The following is a 21,152-nucleotide window of genomic DNA, read 5'->3' on the forward strand; positions in this document are numbered from 1 at the left end:
TGTTAAGCACTACGCTACATTGTGTAAACGCTTTGTAGCAGGCATTATTTCGGTCATCAATTTGAAAAGGCGCCCGGAATCAAATCATCCTTGAGATATATTGTATGCTTGGTTCTTCATCGAGAGAAACCTTTCCCCTTCGAACGGCATAAGTCCCTCCCATGATCGATTCGTACCGGCGGCCCGCACTATGCCCGTTTGACGATGTGCCAGCTCCGGGCGCGCTCGTATTGGTCGAACAGACGGGCAAAAATTCCCTCTCCCTGGCGGAGTTCCTCCGGCTTCCCGATTTCGGCGACACGGCCCGCATCGAGTACGATAACTTGATCGGCGGCGGCTAGCGTCGACGGACGATGAGCGATAACGATGACTGTCCGGTCGGGATCGCCGGCCAGATTGGCGATCGCTTGGCTAACCGCGATCTCGTTCTCTGGATCAAGCGCGGAGCTCGCCTCGTCGATCAGCACGATCCGTGCACGCTTCAGGAACGCCCGGGCAATAGACACCCGCTGCCGCTCACCCCCGGATAGTTGGGCGCCTCCCTCGCCGACACGCGAGCGCCAGCCTTGCGGGAGACGGGCGATGACGTCGTCGAGGCGGGCAGCGCGCGCGGCGGCGGCAAGCTCCTCATCCGTGGCGTCCGGCTTGGCAAGCCGGACGTTGTCCTCAATCGTCGTGTCGAACAGATACACGTCCTGGAACACGATAGCGACATCACTCATCAACACTTCTTCATTCAGGCTTCGGACGTCGACGCCGCCGATGCGTACGCTGCCTTTGTCGACGTCGAAGAATCGGGCGATGAGCCGGATGACGGTCGTCTTGCCGGAGCCCGACGGCCCAACGAGTGCTGTCATCGTTCCGGGGAGACAACGGAATGATACATCGGACAAGGCTGGCGCCTTGCCGGTTTCCTGCTCATAATGATAGGTTACGCTTTCAAATTCGATGCCAGCATTCTCCAGACGAGTTACAGGCTTTGGTGCTTTCGGAAGCGGACGGGTGTGCAGAATCGCCTGAACGCGCCCGATCGAGTTGTCCATCGCGCGGAGAGCTCCAATCAGTTCGATCAGATTGCCGATCGGCTCCAGAAAGCGGACGGCCAGCACGAACAGCACGACCGCATCCGGGATGGGAAGCGATCGTTCCAGCAGCAGCCAAGCTCCTAGCGCAAGCACGGCCGCGAACCCGATCATTACAACGGCGGTGAATGTCAGATCTGGCACCATGGAGCGACGCAAACCGCGGCGGTAGGTTCGGCGATGCTCTTCTAGCGCCTCACGCAGCCGGGCGGTACCGGTCGTACCGTGACCGGCCGCTCGCAGCACCGTCTGCGCTTGCCCGAGCTCGATGGCCCGCCCGGCAATCTCCGTGGCTGCCTCCTCCAGCTCAACCTCGGCGATGCTGGCAATGTGCCCGGCACGCCGCAAGGTCAGGAAAGCGATGGGGGCAATGGCGAGAAACAGCAGCGCCATCCGCCAGTCGACCGCAAACGTGACCACGATGACGGTAGCCGGCACAAGGACGGAAACGATCGCCGGGAATCCAATCGTAACGGTCAGGTGAGAGATCGTGTTGACGTCAGCGGTGACCGCCCGGGCGAGGCGGGCTTTGCGGTCGGCCGTGAACCATCCGAGAGGGAGAGTTGTCACGTGCCGCATCAGATGGTGTCTGAGCTCAGCGGCGAGCTCCATACTGGCGGCGAAGCCGAATGGCGTGGCGATGACGGTGAGCACAGCATAGACGGCAAGGCCGATTCCGCCCGCGAATAGCCACGGCCCAGCAGCGGCGAAGTCCGGCTCCGGGCGCAGCAGCGCCCGCAAGATCGGAACGAGCATGCCGAGCAGCACTCCCTGCAATACTGCCAGAATCACTTGCAACGAACCGAGACGCAAAAGCAGCTTCGGGTCCGGCCATAACCGATACAGGTTGCGGATCATAGGAATCATAGACATTCTCCTTTTTACAAGGTTTAACATGTGAAGGCATGGCTTCCTGGCACGTTTATCCGTTGGGCTAGGTTTGTTTTTGTTCATTCGTTTGCAGGCAGATAGGCAGTCAGTCATTCAGCCTTGTGTACGAAGGCTCCGGCGAGGCCAGCCACCCCGATGCAAGCACAGGCGATGCAACCGATCTCTCGCTGGCAGCCTGCGTGAGCCGAACGGCGTCAACTCAGCTGATTCCGGTGCCGTGCCGGAGTTTGTCAGAGCCGACGCTGCGACTCATACAGATTCTCCCTGCTGTTGAGCTTTCCACATGCGGGCATACAGCCCCCTGTGGGCGAGCAGTTCCTCATGGGTTCCGTGTTCGGTTAGCCGCCCATCGTTCAGAACGAGAATTTGGTCGGCGTTTCGGATTGTGTGCAGCCGGTGTGCGATGACGATCACGGTTTTGCCGGTGGCGAGCTCGGCCAACGCGTCCTGAACGGCCGCTTCGCTGTCCGGGTCAAGCGAAGCCGTGGCTTCGTCCAAAATGACGATCGGCGCACCGGACAGAATCGCCCTCGCAATCGTCATCCGCTGCCGCTCGCCGCCAGACAGCCCGCCTGTGCCAGCACCCAAAACCGTATCGTAACCGTTCGGAAGCTGTTCAATCACGTGATGGATCTGGGCGGCGACAGCGGCACGACGAACCTCCTCGTCCGTAGCGTCAGGGCGGCCGATGCGGATGTTTTCCCTAACCGTGTCCCTCAGCAGCACGACGTCCTGGAATACGAGCGACATCAACTTTAGCAGCTCCGGCGTCGGGATGGACCGGATGTCAATGCCGCCGATGCGGATCGCGCCGTCGGTGACGTCGTAAAAGCGCGGCAGCAGGCTCGCGATCGTCGTCTTCCCGGCACCCGAAGGACCTACGATTGCGGTTACGGTCCCGGGCTCGCATACTGCACTTATGTCTGAAAGCGCGTTGGTCTTGCCGTCGTAAGAGAAGGAGACACGGTCGAATTCGATGCGATGATCCCGCGGCTTCTGCGGCTGCTCCGCTTCGGACAGCGCTTGAAGCGACAGCAGCTGCTCGATATGGCTGGCCGCCATCCGTCCCTGGCGCAAACCTTGTGAGCCGTGAATCGCCGGGGTGATCGACGTTGGCAACCCAATACCGACGATCAGGAAGGGCAACAAGTCAGCGACTGCGAGCTGATCCTTAGCGACAAAACCAAGACCGGCTGCCATCACCACGGCCAGTACCGACATTTCGGAAGAAAACAGCCGGGAGACAGCAGAACTGTACCGGGTCTCCGACACCCACGCGCTCATCGCCTCGGTATGATCGCGAACGGCTTCGGCGAAACGCTGCAGAATGCGCCCTCCCGTACCGAACGTTTTTACGACCGTGATCCCATCGGCATATTCGACACCGGCGGCGCTGATGCGCTCTTCCGCCGCCTGCAGACGGGCCATATGCGTCGTGATCGAACGCATCGCGATGCGAAAGGAAGTGGCCATCACGGCGAGAACGGCGGCCGTGATCAGCGTCATCCGCCAATCAATTATCGCCAAATAGGCGAAACCGACCGTCATTGCTACGACAGCGCCGATCATTTCACCGAGAGCATGGGCGATTAGCTGATGCATCACTTCCAGATCGGTCGTCATCGCCTTCTTGATGGCACCGGAGCCAGTTGCCCGAAACCAGCCAAGCGGCACTACACCCAGATGGCGGACGAGCCGCTTGCGGATGTCGTGCAACGTTTCGGCGTCTGCATAGTGGCCGAGTCGCGATGACAGGAAAACGAGCACGAGCCTGAGCGCTGCGCCGGCCGCTCCGATGCCCACCCACATCCAGACTTCCCTGGCTGCGTCTGCAGCACTGGCGGCGACGAGCACGTGGCGCGCGATCTCCGCGACGGCGATATAAGGGGCGAGTCCGGCCGCTGCCCCGAGCGCTGAGAGCAGGGCGCAGCCGATTAGATGCAGACGTACTGGACGCAACAGCCGGGCGAGTGCCCCGAAGCCGATCATGTGCTGTTCTTCTATGTGGGCCGAATGTTTTACCCCATCTCGTTCAACCATTGTATTCACCTCATTGGATATCAAAATAAGGAATAGCTTTGCCGGCTGATGCCGTGTGCAGCTATGCCTGTTACCTTCCTGCTCGGCTGGCCATAGAGAAGACGAGTACCCCTAAAAGTCTATAGCAGCTATAGGCCAGGGGTAAAAAAATTCACTTTAACTTGATCCCCGCAACATTGAAATGGGACGGCTGCCCGGCGTAGAACGTATATCCTTTTATTTTATCGGTGTTATGCAGTGCCAACTCCCGCGTGTAGGAAATGGGAAGCAAAGTCGCTTTGTCGTGAATTTCGCTTAAAACAAAGTGATAGGTTTTCCGGATTTCCTTTTCATCCGTCGTGACGTTCAGCCGTTGAATGATGTCATTTCCGTTTTTCACAAGAGCGAGCGCCTGAGCGGCCGGATAGTCGTTCTTCAGATCGGGTTTCATATTGGAGATCGTGGTATGCGGGTCCCATGGATTGCCGTACGTCTGATAAAGGGTAATCGCCACCCCTTTAGCGTACTCGGCATGAAACGCCATCTTCTCCATGCCGTTTCCTTTCATCTCCATGCCGATTTCTTTCAGTTGCGCGGCCAGCACGAGGATCAAATCGTCAATCATGGGGTCGCCTTTTATATACAAAATCTCACCCTTTAGCATAACGCCGTCTTTTTCCCGTACGCCATCGCCATCTGCATCCACCCAACCCGCATTTTCCAGCAGCGCTATTGCTTGTTGCCTGTCGTAAATACGCGGGACCAGTTGGACGTCGCAGTAAGGCAACGCGGGGTCCAAAATGCTGTCCGCTTTCGTTTCAATCCCCGCAAAGATATTTTGAACAATACTCATTTTGTCAATGGCATAGCTGACTGCGAGCCGCACATTCAAGTCGTCGAATGGCGCTTTGGATACATCGAAGGCAAGAAAACGGGTATAATTCGCTTCTCCCTCCGAGACGAGCGCGCCATACCCGGCAGCCTTCATCTCATTAAATCCGTCAAAAGATATTTGGCGGGTCCCCACGAGGAGATCTACCTCCCCGTTGCGAAAAGCAAGCAGCCTGGCGTGATTATCGGGAATCACTTTCACATGGAACCGCTCAACCTCGGGAGGCTCTCCCCAATAGTGGGGGTTTCGGACGAAGGTATAGATATTGCCGTCCCTGTCGCCCCTGTACATGTAGGGGCCGGTACCGAGCGTGACAGTTTTTAGCGTGTCCTTGACGGAACCATCCTCATGAAAGGCATTCGGCGACACCATGGCCATCGGATTGAGCAGCGAAAAATCTTTCAGCCCCCCATAATAAGGAGCGGTCAAATGTACTTCGACTGTATTGGCATCGACAACGACAATTTGCTCGAACCGGGTGGATACCGTTCCGAAATAGCCGTTGTATTTCCCGAGGTTGATCGGAATGACTTCCAGATTCCGTTTCACCGCCTCGGCATCAAAGGGGGTCCCGTCAGAAAACTTTACATTTTGGCGCAAATGGAATGTGTACACTTTCCCGTCGTCCGAGATGTCCCATGATTCCGCGAGTCCGGGAACGATTTCTCCATTTCTGTAGTTGACCAGCGTTTCGTAGAAATTGGACATGTAAAACTCGGGGCCAAAATTGGTATTGACCACCAGCGTCTCGATCGGATAAAAGCCGCCGGCAAAATCCCAGCTCTCGCTGAGCGTTATTTCGTCAGGCGCTTGCTCTTCGGATGAGCGGGAGCAACCGGACAAGGCAGCTACAAGCATCATCAATGCAGCCAGGATCCAGCCAATGTTTTTTTTCATGGAAGCGTCCTCTCCTCAGGCTGAATGATTACCCGATAAAACCTGTTTCGTTGCTGGAGGCACCCGGCCATTTGGGCGGCAGAGACTCGATCAGCAGCCGCGAATAGTCGTGTCGGAAATCGGCATACGAAGCAGCATGTTCCATTCGCTCCACGATTTCCCCGTCTTTCATGACGAAAATATGGTCGGCCAAATAGAGCGCCGCATCGATGTCGTGAGTGATGAACAGGTAACCGTCCAAGCCGTCGTCCTTCAGCTGCAGAATCAGATCGAGAATTTGTTTTCGGACCGTCACGTCCAGTCCGCTGACAGCCTCGTCGAATACGATAAATTTCGGCGACACGCTCATTGCTCTCGCCATGCAGACACGCTTGAGCTGGCCGCCGCTTAGTTCGTGGGGCAGCCGCTCCAGCTGCGCCGCTGACAGCTTCATCCGTTCGGCCAGCGCCAGCACTTTCTCGCGCTCTTCGCTCCGGTCCAGGTTCGTTAGGCAGCGGATCGGCTCAGCGATCGAATCGTACACGCTGCTCCGAGGATCGAGGGAGCCGCTCGCGTTTTGCAGCACCATCTGATACTCTGCCCGTTTCTTGCGAAGCTCCCGTGGGTGCATCTCCCATACGCTGGCACCATCAAACAAAATCTCTCCGCTCGTCGGTGGATCGATCGCCATTAACAGTCGGGCAAGCGTGCTTTTGCCGCTGCCGCTCTCGCCGACTAACGCGTAACGAACATCCGAACGAAGTGTGAGGGAGACCTGCTTGACTGCATCGAACGTAACTGAACGCCCACGGCTGCCTTTGCCCCTATACTGTTTGGATACATCCCTCATCTCGATCATGTCGGTCTTCCTTCCTCATGAGTATTCTGGCCTCCAAAAGCTCCTTTGTGTATGCTTCTCTGGGTGCTGCAAAGACGTCATGTACCGTACCGCGCTCGATCACCTCCCCTTCCCGCATGACGAGCATCTCGTCCGCCAGACCCGCGGCGACGCCGAAGTCGTGGGTGACGAGCAGCAGCCCGATTCCGCTTTGCTTCAACTGTTTGAGTTCCTGCAGGACCATGCTTTGATTGCGGACGTCCAGAGCGGTCGTCGGCTCGTCGGCAATAATTACGTCCGGCTCGTGAATGATTGCCAGGGCGATGACGATCCGTTGCAGCATGCCGCCGCTCAATTCGGACGGATAGCTGTTCATCAGTTGCTCGCAGCGGGGCAGATTCATCCGCTCCAGCGCCCGGACACCTGACGAGTAAGCGTCCCTTTTGCTTATACGGCGGTGGGCCATGATCGTCTCCGTGATTTGAGTGCCGATGGTGGCGGTCGGATCAAACGCCATCATCGGATGCTGCACGATCATCGCAATCCGGTTGCCTCGCAGCGCTCGCATATCCCGCTCGCTTGCCGCAAGCAGCTCTTGTCCGCGATAGCGGATGCTCCCGGAAACAGTAAATGTCCGATCATGAAGCAACCGCAAGATTGCCTTGCAAGTCAGCGTCTTCCCACTGCCGCTCTCCCCGACCACGGCCAGCGCGGCCCCTTTGCGAAGTGCGAAACTCACTTGCTTGACGATGGGCTTGCCCGTTTGCTTCAGCCCGATGCATAGGCTTTCGACTTGCAACAACTCGCTCATTCGCTTGCCTCCTCTGGAGAGAGAATGTCCCGGAGCGCCTCGCCGAACAGGTTGAACCCGGCCGCCGCGAGCAAGATACACAAGCCGGGATAGACGACCAGCGTCGGATGGGAAAAGAAATGCGCTTTCGCCTCGCTGAGCATCGCCCCCCACTCCGGCGTCCCTGCTTCGAAGCCGAGCCCAAGATACGATAGGCCGGACACCATCAGGATGAACCCGGCGATGCCGGTACTCAGGTATACCGCAAATTGCGGCAGCAGGTTTGGCATGATGTGGCCAAACACGATTCGCCAGCCGCTGCATCCAGCGATACAGGAAGCGACAATGTAGTCCTTGCCTTTTTCCAGGCTGGCGTACGACCAGACTACTTTGGCGAACCACGCCCACATGGTGCTGACAGTCGCCGCGACAATGCTCACGAGCCCTTGCCCGAGCGAGCCAATCAGCGCCAGCATGAGAACGAGAGAAGGAAACGCCATTACAATATCGCACACAACCAAAAAGCCGCGTTCCCATCTCCCGCCGATATAGGCCGCTGCCGTTCCAAGCGCCGCCCCGATGCCGCCCAGCACAAACAGTGTCGGCACGGCAATACCGAGTGAGTAGATCGCTCCGTACAGCAGCCGGGAGAGCACGCACCGGCCCAACTGATCGGTCCCGAGCGGGTATTGGGCGCTGGGAGCCAGAAACCTGCTCATCACATCAATCTTGTTCGGATCGTTGGGTGCCATGACAGGAGCGAGCACAGCCATGATCGAGACGATGGCGATCAGCGCAAGGCCGGCAAGGGCCTGTTTGTTGTTCAGGATCGCTTTACCCATACAGCCTTTCCTCCTTGTCCGTCAGCTTCGGGTTCAGTCGCGCATTGATCAGTTCCGCCGCCGTTCGGGTCAAAACGAAGATGAGCGCGATGACAAGCACGCATCCGTTGACGGTCGGCAAATCGCGGGCCATGCTGGCATTAACCAGATGCATGCCGATGCCTGGCAGCGAGAATAGACTCTCGACGACCGCGCTGCCGGTGACCAGCAGCCCGACGTATTGACAAAAGAGCGTAATGAGTGGCGGTAACGAGTTTTTGACCACATGTACCCACACAATCCGGCTCTGGCGGATTCCTCTTGCTCTGGCGTAAACGACATAATCTTTATTCAAATTGGACAACAGTGTCGCACGGAACAGGCGGATAAAGGCGGACGCCGCCGGTACCGCCAGCGTAAGCGAAGGGAGAATCAGACTGCCGAGCGTGCCCGCATTCACCACCTGGAACACAGGGAGGATCAAAGTGAACAGCAGCAGCAGGAGAAATCCGAGCCAAAAGCTCGGCAGTGAGATGCCGAGGATGGTCGCCCATCGGACTGCTTGATCGAATAGAGTTCCCGGCTTCAAGGCAGTCAGAATGCCGATCGGAACCGTAACCAACGCGACCCACACGAGGGCGAGCCCAACCAGTTGCAGCGTCACGGGCAATTTTTCGGCAATGTCGGAGAGGACTGGCTTTTTCGTCAAATAAGAGATGCCCAAATCTCCTTGCAGAAGATTGCCGACCCAACGGAAATACTGCTGATGTAACGGCAGATGAAGGCCCAGCTCTACGCGAATGGCGGCAATCTGTTCGGGCGTCGGCTGCTGGGTGACCCGGAGCGCATACGCTTCGGCCGGATCGACCGGCGAGATGCTGGCCAGCAGGAAAGAGAGGAGGGTTACCCCGAACAGTACCACGGCAAGCCCGGTCAATCTCCTTCGAATCATGGACACCACGGCATGTTCACCTCGTTTCGGCAAGTTTTTTGAATGAACAAGATAATCATTCTCAATTAATATTGTTTTTTATTCCACCATTTCTGGTGGAATTCACAATTTGAATGTCTATAGGTACTATAGTCTTTATGTAAAAATTTTCCTCATTTTTGCTTCTTCTTCTCTTCCTCAGTTGCGGTCTGCAGTTTTGCCGCCAGGTCGATCAAACATTGTTTCAAAAACCGTACCTGCTCCTCGGATTTTCCCTCCAAAACGCTGTAAACCAGATCATCAAACGCTTCGTGAAACCTCAGATGGTTCAAATGCGCGATTTCCCCTTCGCAAGTGAGCGTGAGCAGAAATCGAGACTGGTTGCGAGGGTCTCTTTCTTTTTTGATCAATCCTTTCTTTTCCAGCTTGATCAGAATCTGGGACACAGCACCAAGGGTCACACCGAGCTTTTCAGCCAGCGCGGTAATATGTATCCCTTCGTTTTCTTTAATCGCCGATACGGTATGGATTTCCGCATAATAAATTTGTTTGCCATCCTTTGTTCTTAAAAAATGGGTGGTCTTCTCGAAATCCATATATGCTGTTACTGCATCCAAAAAGTAATAACTGAGTTGAGTTTGGCGCAACTCATTCATGTCCATGCTGATTACCACCTCAAGAAAAAAGTATATAGCAGCTATAGAGCTGTTGTCAACAAAAGGAAATATGCCCATGATGTACCGACCGCAGAGTCTGCAAATCGTTGGGACTGATGGTCCACATAAAAAAAATTCTTCAGGTGCCTCGACCCGAAGAATATCGTCGCTCTATGATGGTGCCGGTGAAGGGACTTGAACCCCCACTCCATTGCTGGAAACGGATTTTGAGTCCGTCGCGTCTGCCAATTCCGCCACACCGGCTCGAATTATAAACTGACAGAAAAGATGGTGGGGAGAGACGGATTCGAACCGCCGAACCCATAGGGAGCAGATTTACAGTCTGCCGCGTTTAGCCACTTCGCTATCTCCCCGAAAAATGGTGCCGGCGATAGGACTTGAACCCACAACCCCCTGATTACAAGTCAGGTGCTCTACCAATTGAGCTACACCGGCATACATCGATGTTTTTCCTTTTATGAAAAACGAATCGACGCTTTTAACTCTAACATAATAGAATTAATATTGTCAATACATACTCAATTTCTTCAGACCCTCTTACTTGTCGTTCCCTACCTGGTCCAATATTTGCTTTGCCCACTCATGAAAGAGAGCAAGGGCCTGTTCCACATCAGGAAACGTCTTCTCTTCTTCGCAAATGTATTCGGGAAAATCGGTGATTCTGTTTCGTCTGATCCTAACTGCATCTGCCTCACATTTTATCTCTAAAAAATGAGGGACGGCATCATCGAGGCCATACTGATTTTCAAGAAACTCGTATGTACGAACCCATTCCAATATCCGGACTTCATTTGGACGAAGGCGCAGAACCTGCTCCAATGACATGATGGTCTCATTTCCGTAGTAATGCAAGCTTTTCATTCCTTCCAAAAGAAGCGGACAGGAGCGAACCGTTGAGCCGCGCTCCCATCCCTGCTTCTATTTACAACTGATTTTCTGTCAACATGAGCACTCTCCCGAATCCGGGGTAGCGAACTGCTTCCCTGGATCTCGGCTGGTCTCGGGTGGTGCTCCAGCTCCTTGTCTGCAATTAAATAGCCGATAGTACGTCCCGCAGTTCTTTTACGATCACCTGCTGGTAACCGGTGCCCTCTCCGTACTGGGCGAGCATCTCGGCACGAGCGACTTTAATCTTTTCCTCGTAGTCGGGTGCATTCCGGTCCGGATTCTGTTGTTTAAAAGCAGTCATCACTGCTTGCACATGCTGCGGGCGCGGGCCCCATTTGGCGAGAACATGTCCGCCAGTATCTGCAAAGATGACGACAGGAATCGCGCGGCCTCCCATGGTGAGGAATTCATCCATGAGGTCGAGGTGGTCTTCCATCACCATGATTTCTGTAGGGATTTCTGTTTCTTCCAAAGCCCGGAGCACAACCGGCACATTGCGAACCACATCGCCGCACCAATCGGCTGCGATGATCAGGCAACGCAGATCGTCACGATGGCGGAGCGATGCGAAAAACTCGCGGTCTTCCTCGCTGGCCCAAGCAAACTTCTCGAACCAATCGTTGAACGCTTCCTGATTTTTTGTCATTCCCTGGATGAAATCCTGCGGTTTTACACCAGTTCCGTATTTATGCGCTACATTTACTGCCATATGATCCCCTCCAAATTTTTGTTCTTATGTAGGTATGATTCACCAGGACCTATGAAAATCCTTTGCCTGCTTGCACATCGGGAGGATTGCTGCAGATACCGCAATGGCGAGTATGTTTGTCGGTACAACAGCATCTCGATCGACGGGCGGTTGCAGGCAAAGGAAAATGCTGCGTTGGATCTGCATGAGAACGTCGTACGAAGAGAAGCTTCTTTGATAAAGCCTCTTTGCTCGTGGAAGATCAAAGGGAAAGCTCCTTACTCCCCGGCCTCTTTTTTCTCCGCTTCTTCTTTTGCCAGCTCCATCATTTTTTGCAGCAAGATATGTTGCGGCATGTGCATCAGGCGCTCCAAAGGAACCTGCAATGCTTCCGCCAGCTTCCCAGCCGTTTCCGGCGAAATCGCGAGTGGTCTCATGGACAACCACTTCCCTTCATCGTTATGTACACCTAGTATAATACAGCACTTCTTGCCTTGCCAGATACGCGGTATGAGCCGCGCGCAAGGTCGGTGATGCGATGTCTTCCATGATCCATACTACATTTCATTAAAGAGCATCTCGAAAGTGGTTCCGGTCCAAAATGGGAACCTCCTGATACATATCCAGACGGGCACAGTGGCGAACGTCTTCGGCAAAGCCCTTTTCACGCAGCTCTCGCCCGCTGCCACAATCCCAGATTAAATCTGCGATGCGGTCCCTGCCCTCGCGAAATGCTCCCTCACAGACCAGGGCCTCCGGAGATTTACTCCCCGCCAAACCGGATATGATCGCACCAGCTCCTAAATAATCCTCGATCCCTGGCCGAAGATCATTTTCGCCGTCTCGTCCGCCTTGCCAATACTCTCCGCATGGAACGACAGTGATGGACGCTCCCGTCTTTCTTTGAAGGCTATTCGCATACTTAGCAGCAGCAGTCGCATTCAACAGACTGCCGACCAATAGAGCAGAGGCACCGGCAGCAAGCCGGGAACAAGCAGCTCCATTGAGTGAGCAGAGGACATATTTTTTCTCTGCATCCCTGGGCCCAAACGATACCGGGGACAAAGAGGGTCTTCCAGCTCTCGCCGCTTCTGCTCTTCCCAGCAGCAATTCTGCCCCGATCTCGTCTGCATAGGCGGCAGCCTGTTCATTAATCGGCGGGGGGTATGGATAAACAATCGCATGATGATGGATGGCAGTAACGATTGTCGAAGAAAAGCTGAGAACATCGACGACAATCGCAATATCCCCCCGTTCGGCAGCTTCTCGTGCCCCGCGTTTTCCCCATTCCACTTTTACCAGAAATGGCTCTTGATCAAACATGATTTGCACCCTTTTTGGATTCGACTTACTGTCATTATCTGATAGTGCCAAAAAAAGAAATAGACTTTTTATCCAATATTTATTAGAATTTATAATAGATTCCAAAACGCAACTTCCATATATTACCATCATTTAAGAGATGTCCAAATCGGGTATCCCTTTTTTATTATTATGGAATATTCTTCTCTGTTCTCTACTCTGCTTCCCTGTTTCCTCGTTTTCCACTTAGAATTGCACTTGGCGTGTCAACCTCCTTCAGTCCATACAGTTATGAAAATCTTGATAAGCAAACGAATAAACATATCCAAACCAAAAAATAAAGGGATAATCCCGGCCCTGACAGCTTTAAGCAGGCGATTACCCCGACCTCACACTTCTGTTTCCCTTCTCTGGAACTGATCTCGTATCAGGCACGGGGCCTGGTCAAAATACACGGCACTCCAAAACCAACGGCTCCCGGCTGCGCCATCTTCTCTACATACTCCATACCGCGTGTACATGGCTCCTTGCAGACCATGCAGGTCCCGGAAGTCACAATCTTTAAATTCACTTGATTGGGATGCTGTTTGGAATCCTTCTTTCCTCTCCCCTTCTTTGGCTTGGACACCTCTATCCCTCCTCTGCCTCATGTCCGTTTATCATATGAGGCAAAGGAATCCGTTCTCCTTAGGCAATGGTACAAAAAAAGACCGCTAGTAGCAAAAATGGGCCGGGCTTTGAAGCCCAGTCTCCTCCCTTGCTAGAGCCGCAACCAGGGACGCTTGATTAGGCTTTTGGCTTTTCAGCATGTTATAATTATCTTTATGTTTTGAAGAAAGCCGCCCCTTGCGGCAGAAGGCTTTGATATGAGGGAGAGCGATGCATCAAACAAGGATAGACCGCTTAAAAGCGAAGCGCAGAAGAAAAAGAAAATTGTTGACGATTGTATTGCGAACGATTCTATTTACGTTTGTCCTGCTGGGAGCCTGTCTGGTTTTTTATTTGCTGCACAACTTCTGGAACCATTCCCAAGAAAAGCAGCCGGACCAGCCTGCTGAGCAGGCAGGTGAAAACAAACAAGCCGCTACCGTAAACCTGACTTTTGTCGGCGACGTGATCTTGACTGGTCATGTGGAAACCAGGTTGAAAGAAAACGGATATGATTTTCCGTATGTCCACGTACATCCATACTTTCAACAGGATGATTTTACGGTTGCCAATCTGGAGACGCCTGTTACAAAAAACGGTACACCGGCCTCCAACAAAGAGTTCGTCTACAAGTCTCCACCGGAGGCAATTCCAGCTATGAAGGAAGCAGGTATCGATCTGGTGAATCTGGCTAACAATCACTCGATGGATCAGGGGGAAAGCGGTCTTTTGGATACTTTTCAGGTGCTGGAAGACAACGGTCTGGAGTATGTAGGGGCTGGCCCGGATGCAAAGCGTGCCTATGCGCCGGCATACGTCGAGCGCAATGGCATTCGGATGGCGTTTTTCGGCTTCAGTCGCGTCGTACCGAATGTAAGCTGGTACGCAGGCAAAAACAAGCCGGGTATCGCGGTCTCGTATGATCCGGCAAAGGCCGTGGAAGCCATTCAACTGGCCAGAGGACAAGCAGATCTGGTCATTGTCATCGCCCATTGGGGAAAAGAGCGGGAAGACTATCCCGTAGATCATCAGATGGAGCTGTCCCGGGCATATATAGATGCGGGTGCAGACCTGGTGATCGGCGGCCATCCGCATGTGCTGCAGGGCTTTGAACAGTACAACGAGAAATGGATCGCCTACAGTCTTGGGAATTTTATCTTTACCCGTTCCAACGACCCTAAAACATGGGAGACGATGGTTCTCCAGGCCTCCTGTACAAAAACGGGCGATTGCCAGCTGAAAATGCTTCCCCACCATGCCGAGCTGGGACAAGCTGTTCCGATGAATGAGGAAAACAGCCAGGCGCTTCGTCAGCGGATGGAATCGCTATCCAAAGATGTGCAAATCTTGCCTGACGGGAGCGTTCAAAGAAAAGCTGATCCGGAGAACTAAAATAAAACAGGGCCGCTGCCTCCCCTACCGCAGCGGTCCTGTTTTTCCTTCCAGCAATCTTTTCAATTCCGTTTCCAGATAGTGCCCCTCTACCATTCCGATGATTTTCTTTCGGATGATCCCTTGCTTATCCACCAGATAAGTGGTAGGAAATGCTTGAATCCAGTAGCGGTTGGCTACATCACCGGTAACGTCCATCGGAATCGGGAAAGTGAGCTTATACTGCTTTACAAATGCTTGCGCTCCCTCCAGACTGTCGTTGGAAGTTACGTTTACACCGTAAAAGTCCACCTGCTGCCCGTATTTCTCCGCAACTTTTTGCAAGTCCGGCGCTTCCAGTTTGCACGGGCCGCACCAGGACGCCCAAAAATTGATGACAAGCGGTTTCTCCCGCTTCCCTGCGACCTCGTACGTCTGATCGTCAAGCCCTCGCAGCGAAAAATGCGGCGCTTCGAATCCTGCTTCCGGCCTTTGTTCCACCGTCACTGCACCCGTCTGTTGAGAAGGCTGCCAGATTGCTGCGCCTACAAGCACAGCGATAACCATTGCCAGTATGAGTCTTTTCATGTGGTCACCCCGGGTTAGAATCCGGTGAAGCCTCCGTACATCTTAATCAGGACTTTCGTGATGTCTGTCATCTTGTCCGTATACAGCAACACGCCAAACAAGATCATCAGAGCACCGCCCACTTTCATCAGCCGGTCAGAGTACTTCATGATTCCCTTGACCTTGCTGATGAAAAACGTCATGACAAAGAATGGAATCGCAAAGCCCGCAGTATAGGCCAGGGTATAAGACAGGGCGCTCCCCGGATCATTCATGCCGAGAACGATAATACCGGAGAGAATCGGTCCCACACACGGCGTCCAGCCAGCAGCGTACGTAATTCCAACCAGGACGGAGCCGGTATACCCGATCGGCCGGGATTTCAGGTCCACTTTCCACGTCTTCATCATCCAGTCCATCTTAAAGACTTGAAGCATCACCAAACCGATGATCACAAGTAATATGCCCCCTAATTGGCGAATCAAATCCTTTTGGGAGGCAAAAAGGCTGCCCAACCAGGAAGTAGACAGTCCCAAGGCGACGAAAACAATCGAAAATCCAAAGATAAAGAACAGGGTGTGCAATAGCGCCTGCCGTTGGAAAACAGCTCTTCCCTTTTTCACCTCATCCATCGTAACGCCGGTAATATAGGAAATGAACGAAGGATACAAGGGCAGACAGCAAGGGGAAACAAAAGAAAGAAAGCCCGCACCAAATGCTAAAAAGACGGAAAGATCTCCACTCATAGATACCTCCGTGGGGTAATGGTAATTCTATTGTACCGAAACTTGGCATCGCTCAAAAGCAAAACGGGCACTTTGTCTTAAAACGTTACCATTTCTTTTACATAATAAATGTTACGTAAACAATAACTGTTTGAATCATGCTCGTTTTCTATATAATACTGACAAGCGTAAATCCTTATGAGTGCTGTCCCTTTCAAATGCAAGGAAAAAAAGACAAATGCCTCATTTGTACATGAATCATTTGTCTTTATTACCCATTTGAAATTGGAAGCCTTACTTCAAAGCGTGCCCCTCCCAAACGCAGGGAGTTCTCCGCGAAAATTTCTCCTCCGTGGTCGAGGATGATTCGCTGTGTGGTGGACAGCCCAAGTCCGGTCCCGTCAGGCTTGGTCGTGTAAAAGGGAACGAATAAATTTTTTAATACCTTATCTTCCAGACCGGGACCGTCATCTTCGACGGTCAAGACGACCTGATTAATCGACGCGTACACCGAGACTTCCACGATAGACCCCTTGGTCGCGATTGCCTCCATCGCGTTCTTGAGGATGTTGAGGACCGCTTGCTTGATGCGTGCCCTATACCCGTAAATGTACCATTCATCACCGGACCAATTCAGCTCCAGTCGAATCCCCCGTCTGTTGGACTCTGGCTCGAGCAAACGGATGACGCCGAGAACCTCATCCATGATCAGAAATCGCTCAGCCGCAATTTTGTCGTCCCGGTAGCGTGCAAGAACCAAGACATCGTTTAATAATCCGTCAATTCGCTCAATTTCAGTCAATATCACCGAAAAATACGAGGTGTTCTGCCGTGTCTCCGTCTGTTCGCGCAATAACTGGATAAACCCTTTGATTGATGTCAGGGGATTTCTTATTTCATGGGCCATGCCGGCAGCGAGCTGCCCCACCGCCGCGAGTGCTTCCCGCTTGGTCAGCTCCTCCTCGTAGCGCTTGGCGTCGGTGATGTTTCTAAGGACTGAAATCGCTCCCCACAACTCACCCCTGTGATAAATCGGACTTGTACTGACGGTTGTCAGTGTACCGTTAATCTCCGCGACGTAATGTCCGGATTGGCCGCGTTCGATGACCCATTGAACAAACCTTTCATTTTCTCTGGGACGAAACGTCTCATCTATGTGCGTACCGATAATCTGCTGACGTTCCACTTGCTGCAATTCCGCAAAGGAGTAGTTGGCTTCAACAATTCTTAGGTTGCGATCGATAATCAGCACCGCGATATCGGTCGACTGCAGAACAAGCTGAACCAATTCCTGTTCCGCCACTTCGGAAAACCGCTCGCGCGTCGCAGTGCCGGTCTGCATTTCCTTTTCACGCTGACTTTCTTCCGTTTCAAAAATGTGAATAAACATATCAATCAAGCTGTCTACAAATTGATAGAGATCCAATCGAATCTGATACAGTTCCAGTCGCTCTTCCTCTGTAAATATGAAATAATGCGCATCTTGCTCCATTTGATCCAGCAAAGTATCCCGGCACATGCGTATCCGTTCCAATACACATGCCAGAGAAATTCCCTGTTTGGAACGATGGATCGCAATTTCTCTTGCTCCTTTTTCCACCTTCACGCGATCGCCTGTATGTATGTATTCGATCAAGCTCAGAATGAACGTTTCCAACCGAGACAACGTATACGAACGGTCTTCTAATACTAATGCAGAGATTCGGTTATGATCAGACAGAAACCCATACGTTTTGGCCGCCAACTCAGGGGCCAGTCTCGTTAAGTGCTTTCTTATCCGGTTTTTCACTCTCTACCGGCTCCTTTGTCTTTTGTTTCTATATTTGAGAAAACATTCATACCCTATTTATTCCATAAACATGAAGGAATGTAAAGCGGCGTGACCACCCAATCAGGACAATTCACGCCGCTTTTTTTGGTTCTTACAATCCGAGCAGTTGAAGCCCGTTCACGATGAGTTGCTTTTGGTCTGGATTTGCATCCTTCAACTTCTCCAAGACGGAATGCAGCCTGCTTTGTTCATGCTCCGTCCCGGCCTGACGATAAAGGATTTCCAGGAGCTCCAAGCGAATCAGCCAGTCTTCCGGATAGTCGGCGTCGAGCTCATCGAGGATCGTGAGCAATGTATCGCGATCAAAAGCTTGCTGCTTCTCCCGGATGTTTCGGACCTGTTGATACAGCTGATGCAGTCTGATTTGCTCAGGTGAGTAGCTGGACTGTCTGGCCGATATCACGGATGGCTTGTGTGTACCTGTAGCAAAGGCTTCCCTGTCGGCAGCCCCGGCAAAAACCGAAACGATCCGCTCCCCTACCGCCATGTCGAACGTCCCCCACTCTGCTTGGAAAAGCGTTTTGTCCTGATACGTCACAGTGCACTCATCGAAGCCGATGAGCACAAGCCGTCCTCCCTCCCGGAGAATGTAACGGACTACTCCCGCCACTTGGAGACCGGACTCAAATGACAGGATAGAACGTTTTCCGGGCACGATTCCTTTTTCCTGCAATTGTTCATCCGTAAAGCACTCCAAAGGTGTGCTCTCCCCCGCCAACCGGCCGATTGGGGAGCCAAAGCCCTCGGCATGGTATTGCTTGCCGTGGCCTGGCAGCTCTTTATTTCCGACAGCCAACGCGGACGGCCCTGTTGTTTTCAGGTAGACCGCCTCTCCTTGGCTGTCAAATTCCAGCTCCGCCAAGATGCCGCTAACCTGCAGCCCTGAGCTGTAAACGGCCGTCGTCGTTTGCGGCATGTTTCTCGCCTTGATCAAGCTTTCCGTCCCGCCGACATTCAGCGCCATGCGCTTGGAATATTCCAAAATCGCGTCAATCAGCTCCTGGAAATCGCGGCATACAAAAAGCTGCGGCTGCGGTTTTGTGATGTCATAATCGGTCTCGATGCACGCCTGCAGCGAAAACGGAATTTTCTTTACATCATCCTGCAAGCAGCTGATGCTCTCACCGACAGAGGAAAGCAGACCGGCACCGTATATGCGAGGATTTTCACAATCGCCAATCAAGCCGTACTCGACTGTCCACCAGTACAGACGCGCCAGCTCATTTGCTTCGGAAACATTCTGGACCGCCTTTGCTTTGCGCTCCAGCTCCTCTTCGGCTTGTCTGATGACTTCCTCAGTGGATTCCGGGTCTTCTTTTACAATGGAAAGGTAGCGGATCGCTTCGTACAACTCGTAATCTTCCTTGGAGGAAAGCGCGCGGGACCCGATTTCCCCGAATATTTTCAAATAGGAACGGTACGTCTCATCCAAAATAATCGGAGCATGACCTGCCGCCTCATGAATGATGTCCGGTGCCGGCGTATACGCAATATGATCGTATTGCCGAATATCGCACGCGATCGGCAGGATGCGATGTGCTTGAAAATCAAAGAAAGCGACAGCCGGAATGAAACCGTCAATCGTGACAGCCCCCCAGCCGATCTTTGCCAGGCATTCATTCATCTCACGGATGTTGGGGATTCGCTCTACGCTGATTCCAGAGAGCCGCAGCCCCTCCAGGTAGGCGCTGTGTGCAGTCTGCCCGAGATAATGATGATTTTGCCGCATGACATAGCGCCATACAGCGTGGTCAATTGGCGTGTACTGTTCGTAATCTTGCTCCACTACAAATTCCTTCAGGTGAATAGGTACTTGAACGAGAGAAAAATCAGGTTCTACGCGACTCATACTCACTTCCCCTTTATCAGGATAGTAACCATGTAAGCGTTTTCTCGACTCACCTTATCATATCATGATCAGGTTACAAATTGTGCAAAGAATGTTTATTGCAAAACTTATCTGAATGAAAAAAGGCATCCGCCTGCTTTATGCGCAAACGAATGCCTGTACATTTACGAAGATGCCTTTACCTGATAGGTGCGCAGCTCGGACTTGACCGGGCTGTTCGGATTGCTGCCTGCATGCGAGCGTTTGAACGCCTCGCTCTGTGTCCAATTCAGGAAATCCTGCTCGCTTTCCCATTTGGTAAACACGGTATACTCATCGCCCTGGGTAGGCGCCAGAAACAGGAACTCCAGGAATCCCGGGACATTTTTCATCCGCTCGCCGCCCTCACTGAAGGCTTTTTCCAGGTGAGCCCGATAGTCGGACGGTACGGTCAAACGATTCATCGATACATACATGTACTTGCACCCCTTTCCAACCTGATCAAACCTATTATACAAAAAAGCGCTCCAGGAACCAAAAAGCCGCAGGCAGCTTACGGGCGCCTGCGGTTTATTTGTTGCTCCAGCATGATATCGACCAAAAGAATATCCTGAAGCGGGTCCTTGGGATCTGTGGTCAAAAGCGATGCGACCGCAGCAATCGAACAGCGCACGGCGTGATAAGAGTAGAATGCATCCCGCTCGTCGTCATTGGATAAGGAAAGGTCGGACAGCTCGTGTATCGGATAGGGAAAATCTGTTTCGACACCTGCTCGATCAAGTACGACCAGCGCCTGCTTGATCGCCAGCAGAGCCGCGCTTACGCTGATTCCGTATTCCTGGCGTAGCTCATCCCACACCTGAAAGGCTGATCGTTCAACACGCTCCTGATTGGGTCTGGTAATAATACCCGACTTTCGCCCTTCCTTCAGCAGCCAGTCAACGAGGATATCCTGTCTGGGCGGAAATGCAAACACTTGCAGCTTCAGCTCCAGCTCCGTGGGCGTATCCTTCGCAAATCGGGCATGGGATAGCGACATCTCATAGCGCCTCGAAGGATGGCCCGGAACCGTGACAAAAACCGTCTCCTGACGAATAGCGGCTACCTGCAGCTTGGTCCTTGCCGGTATTCGAGCCTGGGGCGCCTTTTCCCTGCGAATATTGCCGGGGATCAGCTCAGTGCCGAACAGATGGTACTCCAGCGGTGAATCAATCCAGGGAATAGGCTCTCGATTCAGAATCTCATACAATCCGTTGAACGTGATCCACTCGCCAGGACGCTTTTGATACCGAACCAGGGCGGCATGCCGTTCTTCTTCAGGCGTCACGCTCTCTGTATCGGGGTGATCTTCGGCAGGGGCAAGCCGCTTATGTTCCACAAGCGCACAATCCGTCAGCTGGAGGCGCTCCAATAACTCTCGTTTGCTTACCCATTCATAGCCAATCCGGTAAATTCGATGTTTCATCTGTTCCACCTCCCTCGCCAGG

The 21,152-nt window shown here is 53.0% G+C and carries 20 protein-coding genes and 3 tRNA genes; 1 reads left to right on the top strand and 22 read right to left on the bottom strand.

The features are described 5' to 3' along the window. Window positions 1-188 precede the first annotated feature (188 nt). The 16 genes from EDM54_RS13045 to EDM54_RS13120 form a co-directional block, all read right to left on the bottom strand. The gene (locus EDM54_RS13045; protein WP_122958306.1) at window positions 189-1,949 is read right to left on the bottom strand and encodes an ABC transporter ATP-binding protein; all 1,761 of its coding nucleotides are present in this window, start codon (window positions 1,947-1,949) and stop codon (window positions 189-191) included. A gap of 273 nt (window positions 1,950-2,222) precedes the next feature. Continuing rightward, on the bottom strand, window positions 2,223-4,013 hold the full coding sequence (locus EDM54_RS13050) for an ABC transporter ATP-binding protein (protein WP_122958307.1): 1,791 nt from the start codon (window positions 4,011-4,013) through the stop codon (window positions 2,223-2,225). Between the two features lie 151 nt (window positions 4,014-4,164). Then, window positions 4,165-5,781, bottom strand: coding sequence for an ABC transporter substrate-binding protein (locus EDM54_RS13055; RefSeq protein ID WP_122958308.1), 1,617 nt, complete (start codon window positions 5,779-5,781; stop codon window positions 4,165-4,167). A gap of 28 nt (window positions 5,782-5,809) precedes the next feature. After that, window positions 5,810-6,619, bottom strand: coding sequence for an ABC transporter ATP-binding protein (locus EDM54_RS13060; protein WP_122958309.1), 810 nt, complete (start codon window positions 6,617-6,619; stop codon window positions 5,810-5,812). Beyond that, a complete protein-coding gene (locus EDM54_RS13065; protein ID WP_003385609.1) occupies window positions 6,585-7,409 on the bottom strand; it encodes an ABC transporter ATP-binding protein in 825 nt (274 codons plus the stop codon). The genes EDM54_RS13060 and EDM54_RS13065 overlap by 35 nt, the downstream gene beginning before the upstream one ends. After that, a complete protein-coding gene (locus EDM54_RS13070) occupies window positions 7,406-8,230 on the bottom strand; it encodes an ABC transporter permease (RefSeq protein WP_122958310.1) in 825 nt (274 codons plus the stop codon). Before EDM54_RS13070 ends, EDM54_RS13065 begins: the two co-directional genes overlap by 4 nt. After that, on the bottom strand, window positions 8,223-9,161 hold the full coding sequence (locus EDM54_RS13075; RefSeq protein WP_035979648.1) for an ABC transporter permease: 939 nt from the start codon (window positions 9,159-9,161) through the stop codon (window positions 8,223-8,225). Before EDM54_RS13075 ends, EDM54_RS13070 begins: the two co-directional genes overlap by 8 nt. 152 nt (window positions 9,162-9,313) lie before the next feature. Further along, window positions 9,314-9,802 carry a MarR family winged helix-turn-helix transcriptional regulator gene (locus EDM54_RS13080; protein WP_003385614.1) on the bottom strand — a complete coding sequence of 163 codons (489 nt, stop codon included), beginning with the start codon at window positions 9,800-9,802 and terminating at the stop codon, window positions 9,314-9,316. Window positions 9,803-9,973: 171 nt separating this feature from the next. Then, window positions 9,974-10,060 (bottom strand) — tRNA-Leu (locus tag EDM54_RS13085). Between the two features lie 25 nt (window positions 10,061-10,085). Beyond that, window positions 10,086-10,170, bottom strand: a tRNA-Tyr gene (locus EDM54_RS13090). A gap of 6 nt (window positions 10,171-10,176) precedes the next feature. Next, window positions 10,177-10,252: transfer RNA gene (locus tag EDM54_RS13095), tRNA-Thr, on the bottom strand. 102 nt (window positions 10,253-10,354) lie between these two features. Beyond that, a complete protein-coding gene (locus tag EDM54_RS13100; protein ID WP_024984085.1) occupies window positions 10,355-10,669 on the bottom strand; it encodes a hypothetical protein in 315 nt (104 codons plus the stop codon). A gap of 178 nt (window positions 10,670-10,847) precedes the next feature. Then, on the bottom strand, window positions 10,848-11,414 hold the full coding sequence (locus tag EDM54_RS13105) for a thioredoxin family protein (RefSeq protein ID WP_003385616.1): 567 nt from the start codon (window positions 11,412-11,414) through the stop codon (window positions 10,848-10,850). Between the two features lie 257 nt (window positions 11,415-11,671). Next, the gene (locus EDM54_RS13110; RefSeq protein ID WP_122958313.1) at window positions 11,672-11,830 is read right to left on the bottom strand and encodes a YycC family protein; all 159 of its coding nucleotides are present in this window, start codon (window positions 11,828-11,830) and stop codon (window positions 11,672-11,674) included. Between the two features lie 130 nt (window positions 11,831-11,960). Further along, entirely contained in the window at window positions 11,961-12,716 is a 756-nt protein-coding gene (locus EDM54_RS13115; protein ID WP_003385618.1) for a 2-phosphosulfolactate phosphatase, read from the bottom strand. A gap of 406 nt (window positions 12,717-13,122) precedes the next feature. After that, window positions 13,123-13,323, bottom strand: a complete 201-nt coding sequence (locus tag EDM54_RS13120) for a hypothetical protein (RefSeq protein ID WP_003385619.1) — start codon at window positions 13,321-13,323, stop codon at window positions 13,123-13,125. Window positions 13,324-13,574: 251 nt separating this feature from the next. Here EDM54_RS13120 and EDM54_RS13125 point away from each other — a divergent pair, with 251 nt between their 5' ends. Beyond that, a complete protein-coding gene (locus EDM54_RS13125) occupies window positions 13,575-14,735 on the top strand; it encodes a CapA family protein (RefSeq protein WP_003385620.1) in 1,161 nt (386 codons plus the stop codon). A 24-nt stretch (window positions 14,736-14,759) separates the two neighbouring features. On the opposite strand, the gene EDM54_RS13130 is transcribed toward EDM54_RS13125, so the two are convergent. From EDM54_RS13130 to EDM54_RS13155, 6 genes are all read right to left on the bottom strand, one after another. After that, complete coding sequence (locus EDM54_RS13130) at window positions 14,760-15,302, bottom strand: TlpA family protein disulfide reductase (protein ID WP_024984185.1); 543 nt, start codon at window positions 15,300-15,302, stop codon at window positions 14,760-14,762. 14 nt (window positions 15,303-15,316) lie between these two features. After that, window positions 15,317-16,027 carry a cytochrome c biogenesis CcdA family protein gene (locus EDM54_RS13135; protein WP_003385623.1) on the bottom strand — a complete coding sequence of 237 codons (711 nt, stop codon included), beginning with the start codon at window positions 16,025-16,027 and terminating at the stop codon, window positions 15,317-15,319. Between the two features lie 250 nt (window positions 16,028-16,277). Then, the gene (locus EDM54_RS13140; RefSeq protein ID WP_031932847.1) at window positions 16,278-17,795 is read right to left on the bottom strand and encodes a two-component system sensor histidine kinase NtrB; all 1,518 of its coding nucleotides are present in this window, start codon (window positions 17,793-17,795) and stop codon (window positions 16,278-16,280) included. A 133-nt stretch (window positions 17,796-17,928) separates the two neighbouring features. Next, window positions 17,929-19,686 carry an aromatic amino acid hydroxylase gene (locus EDM54_RS13145; RefSeq protein ID WP_122958314.1) on the bottom strand — a complete coding sequence of 586 codons (1,758 nt, stop codon included), beginning with the start codon at window positions 19,684-19,686 and terminating at the stop codon, window positions 17,929-17,931. A 164-nt stretch (window positions 19,687-19,850) separates the two neighbouring features. After that, the gene (locus EDM54_RS13150; protein ID WP_003385627.1) at window positions 19,851-20,141 is read right to left on the bottom strand and encodes an antibiotic biosynthesis monooxygenase family protein; all 291 of its coding nucleotides are present in this window, start codon (window positions 20,139-20,141) and stop codon (window positions 19,851-19,853) included. Window positions 20,142-20,218: 77 nt separating this feature from the next. After that, window positions 20,219-21,130 carry a hypothetical protein gene (locus EDM54_RS13155; RefSeq protein ID WP_003385628.1) on the bottom strand — a complete coding sequence of 304 codons (912 nt, stop codon included), beginning with the start codon at window positions 21,128-21,130 and terminating at the stop codon, window positions 20,219-20,221. Window positions 21,131-21,152: the final 22 nt, after the last annotated feature.

Origin of the sequence: Brevibacillus borstelensis (assembly GCF_003710865.1) — a bacterium.
Taxonomy (GTDB): Bacteria; Bacillota; Bacilli; order Brevibacillales; family Brevibacillaceae; genus Brevibacillus; species Brevibacillus borstelensis.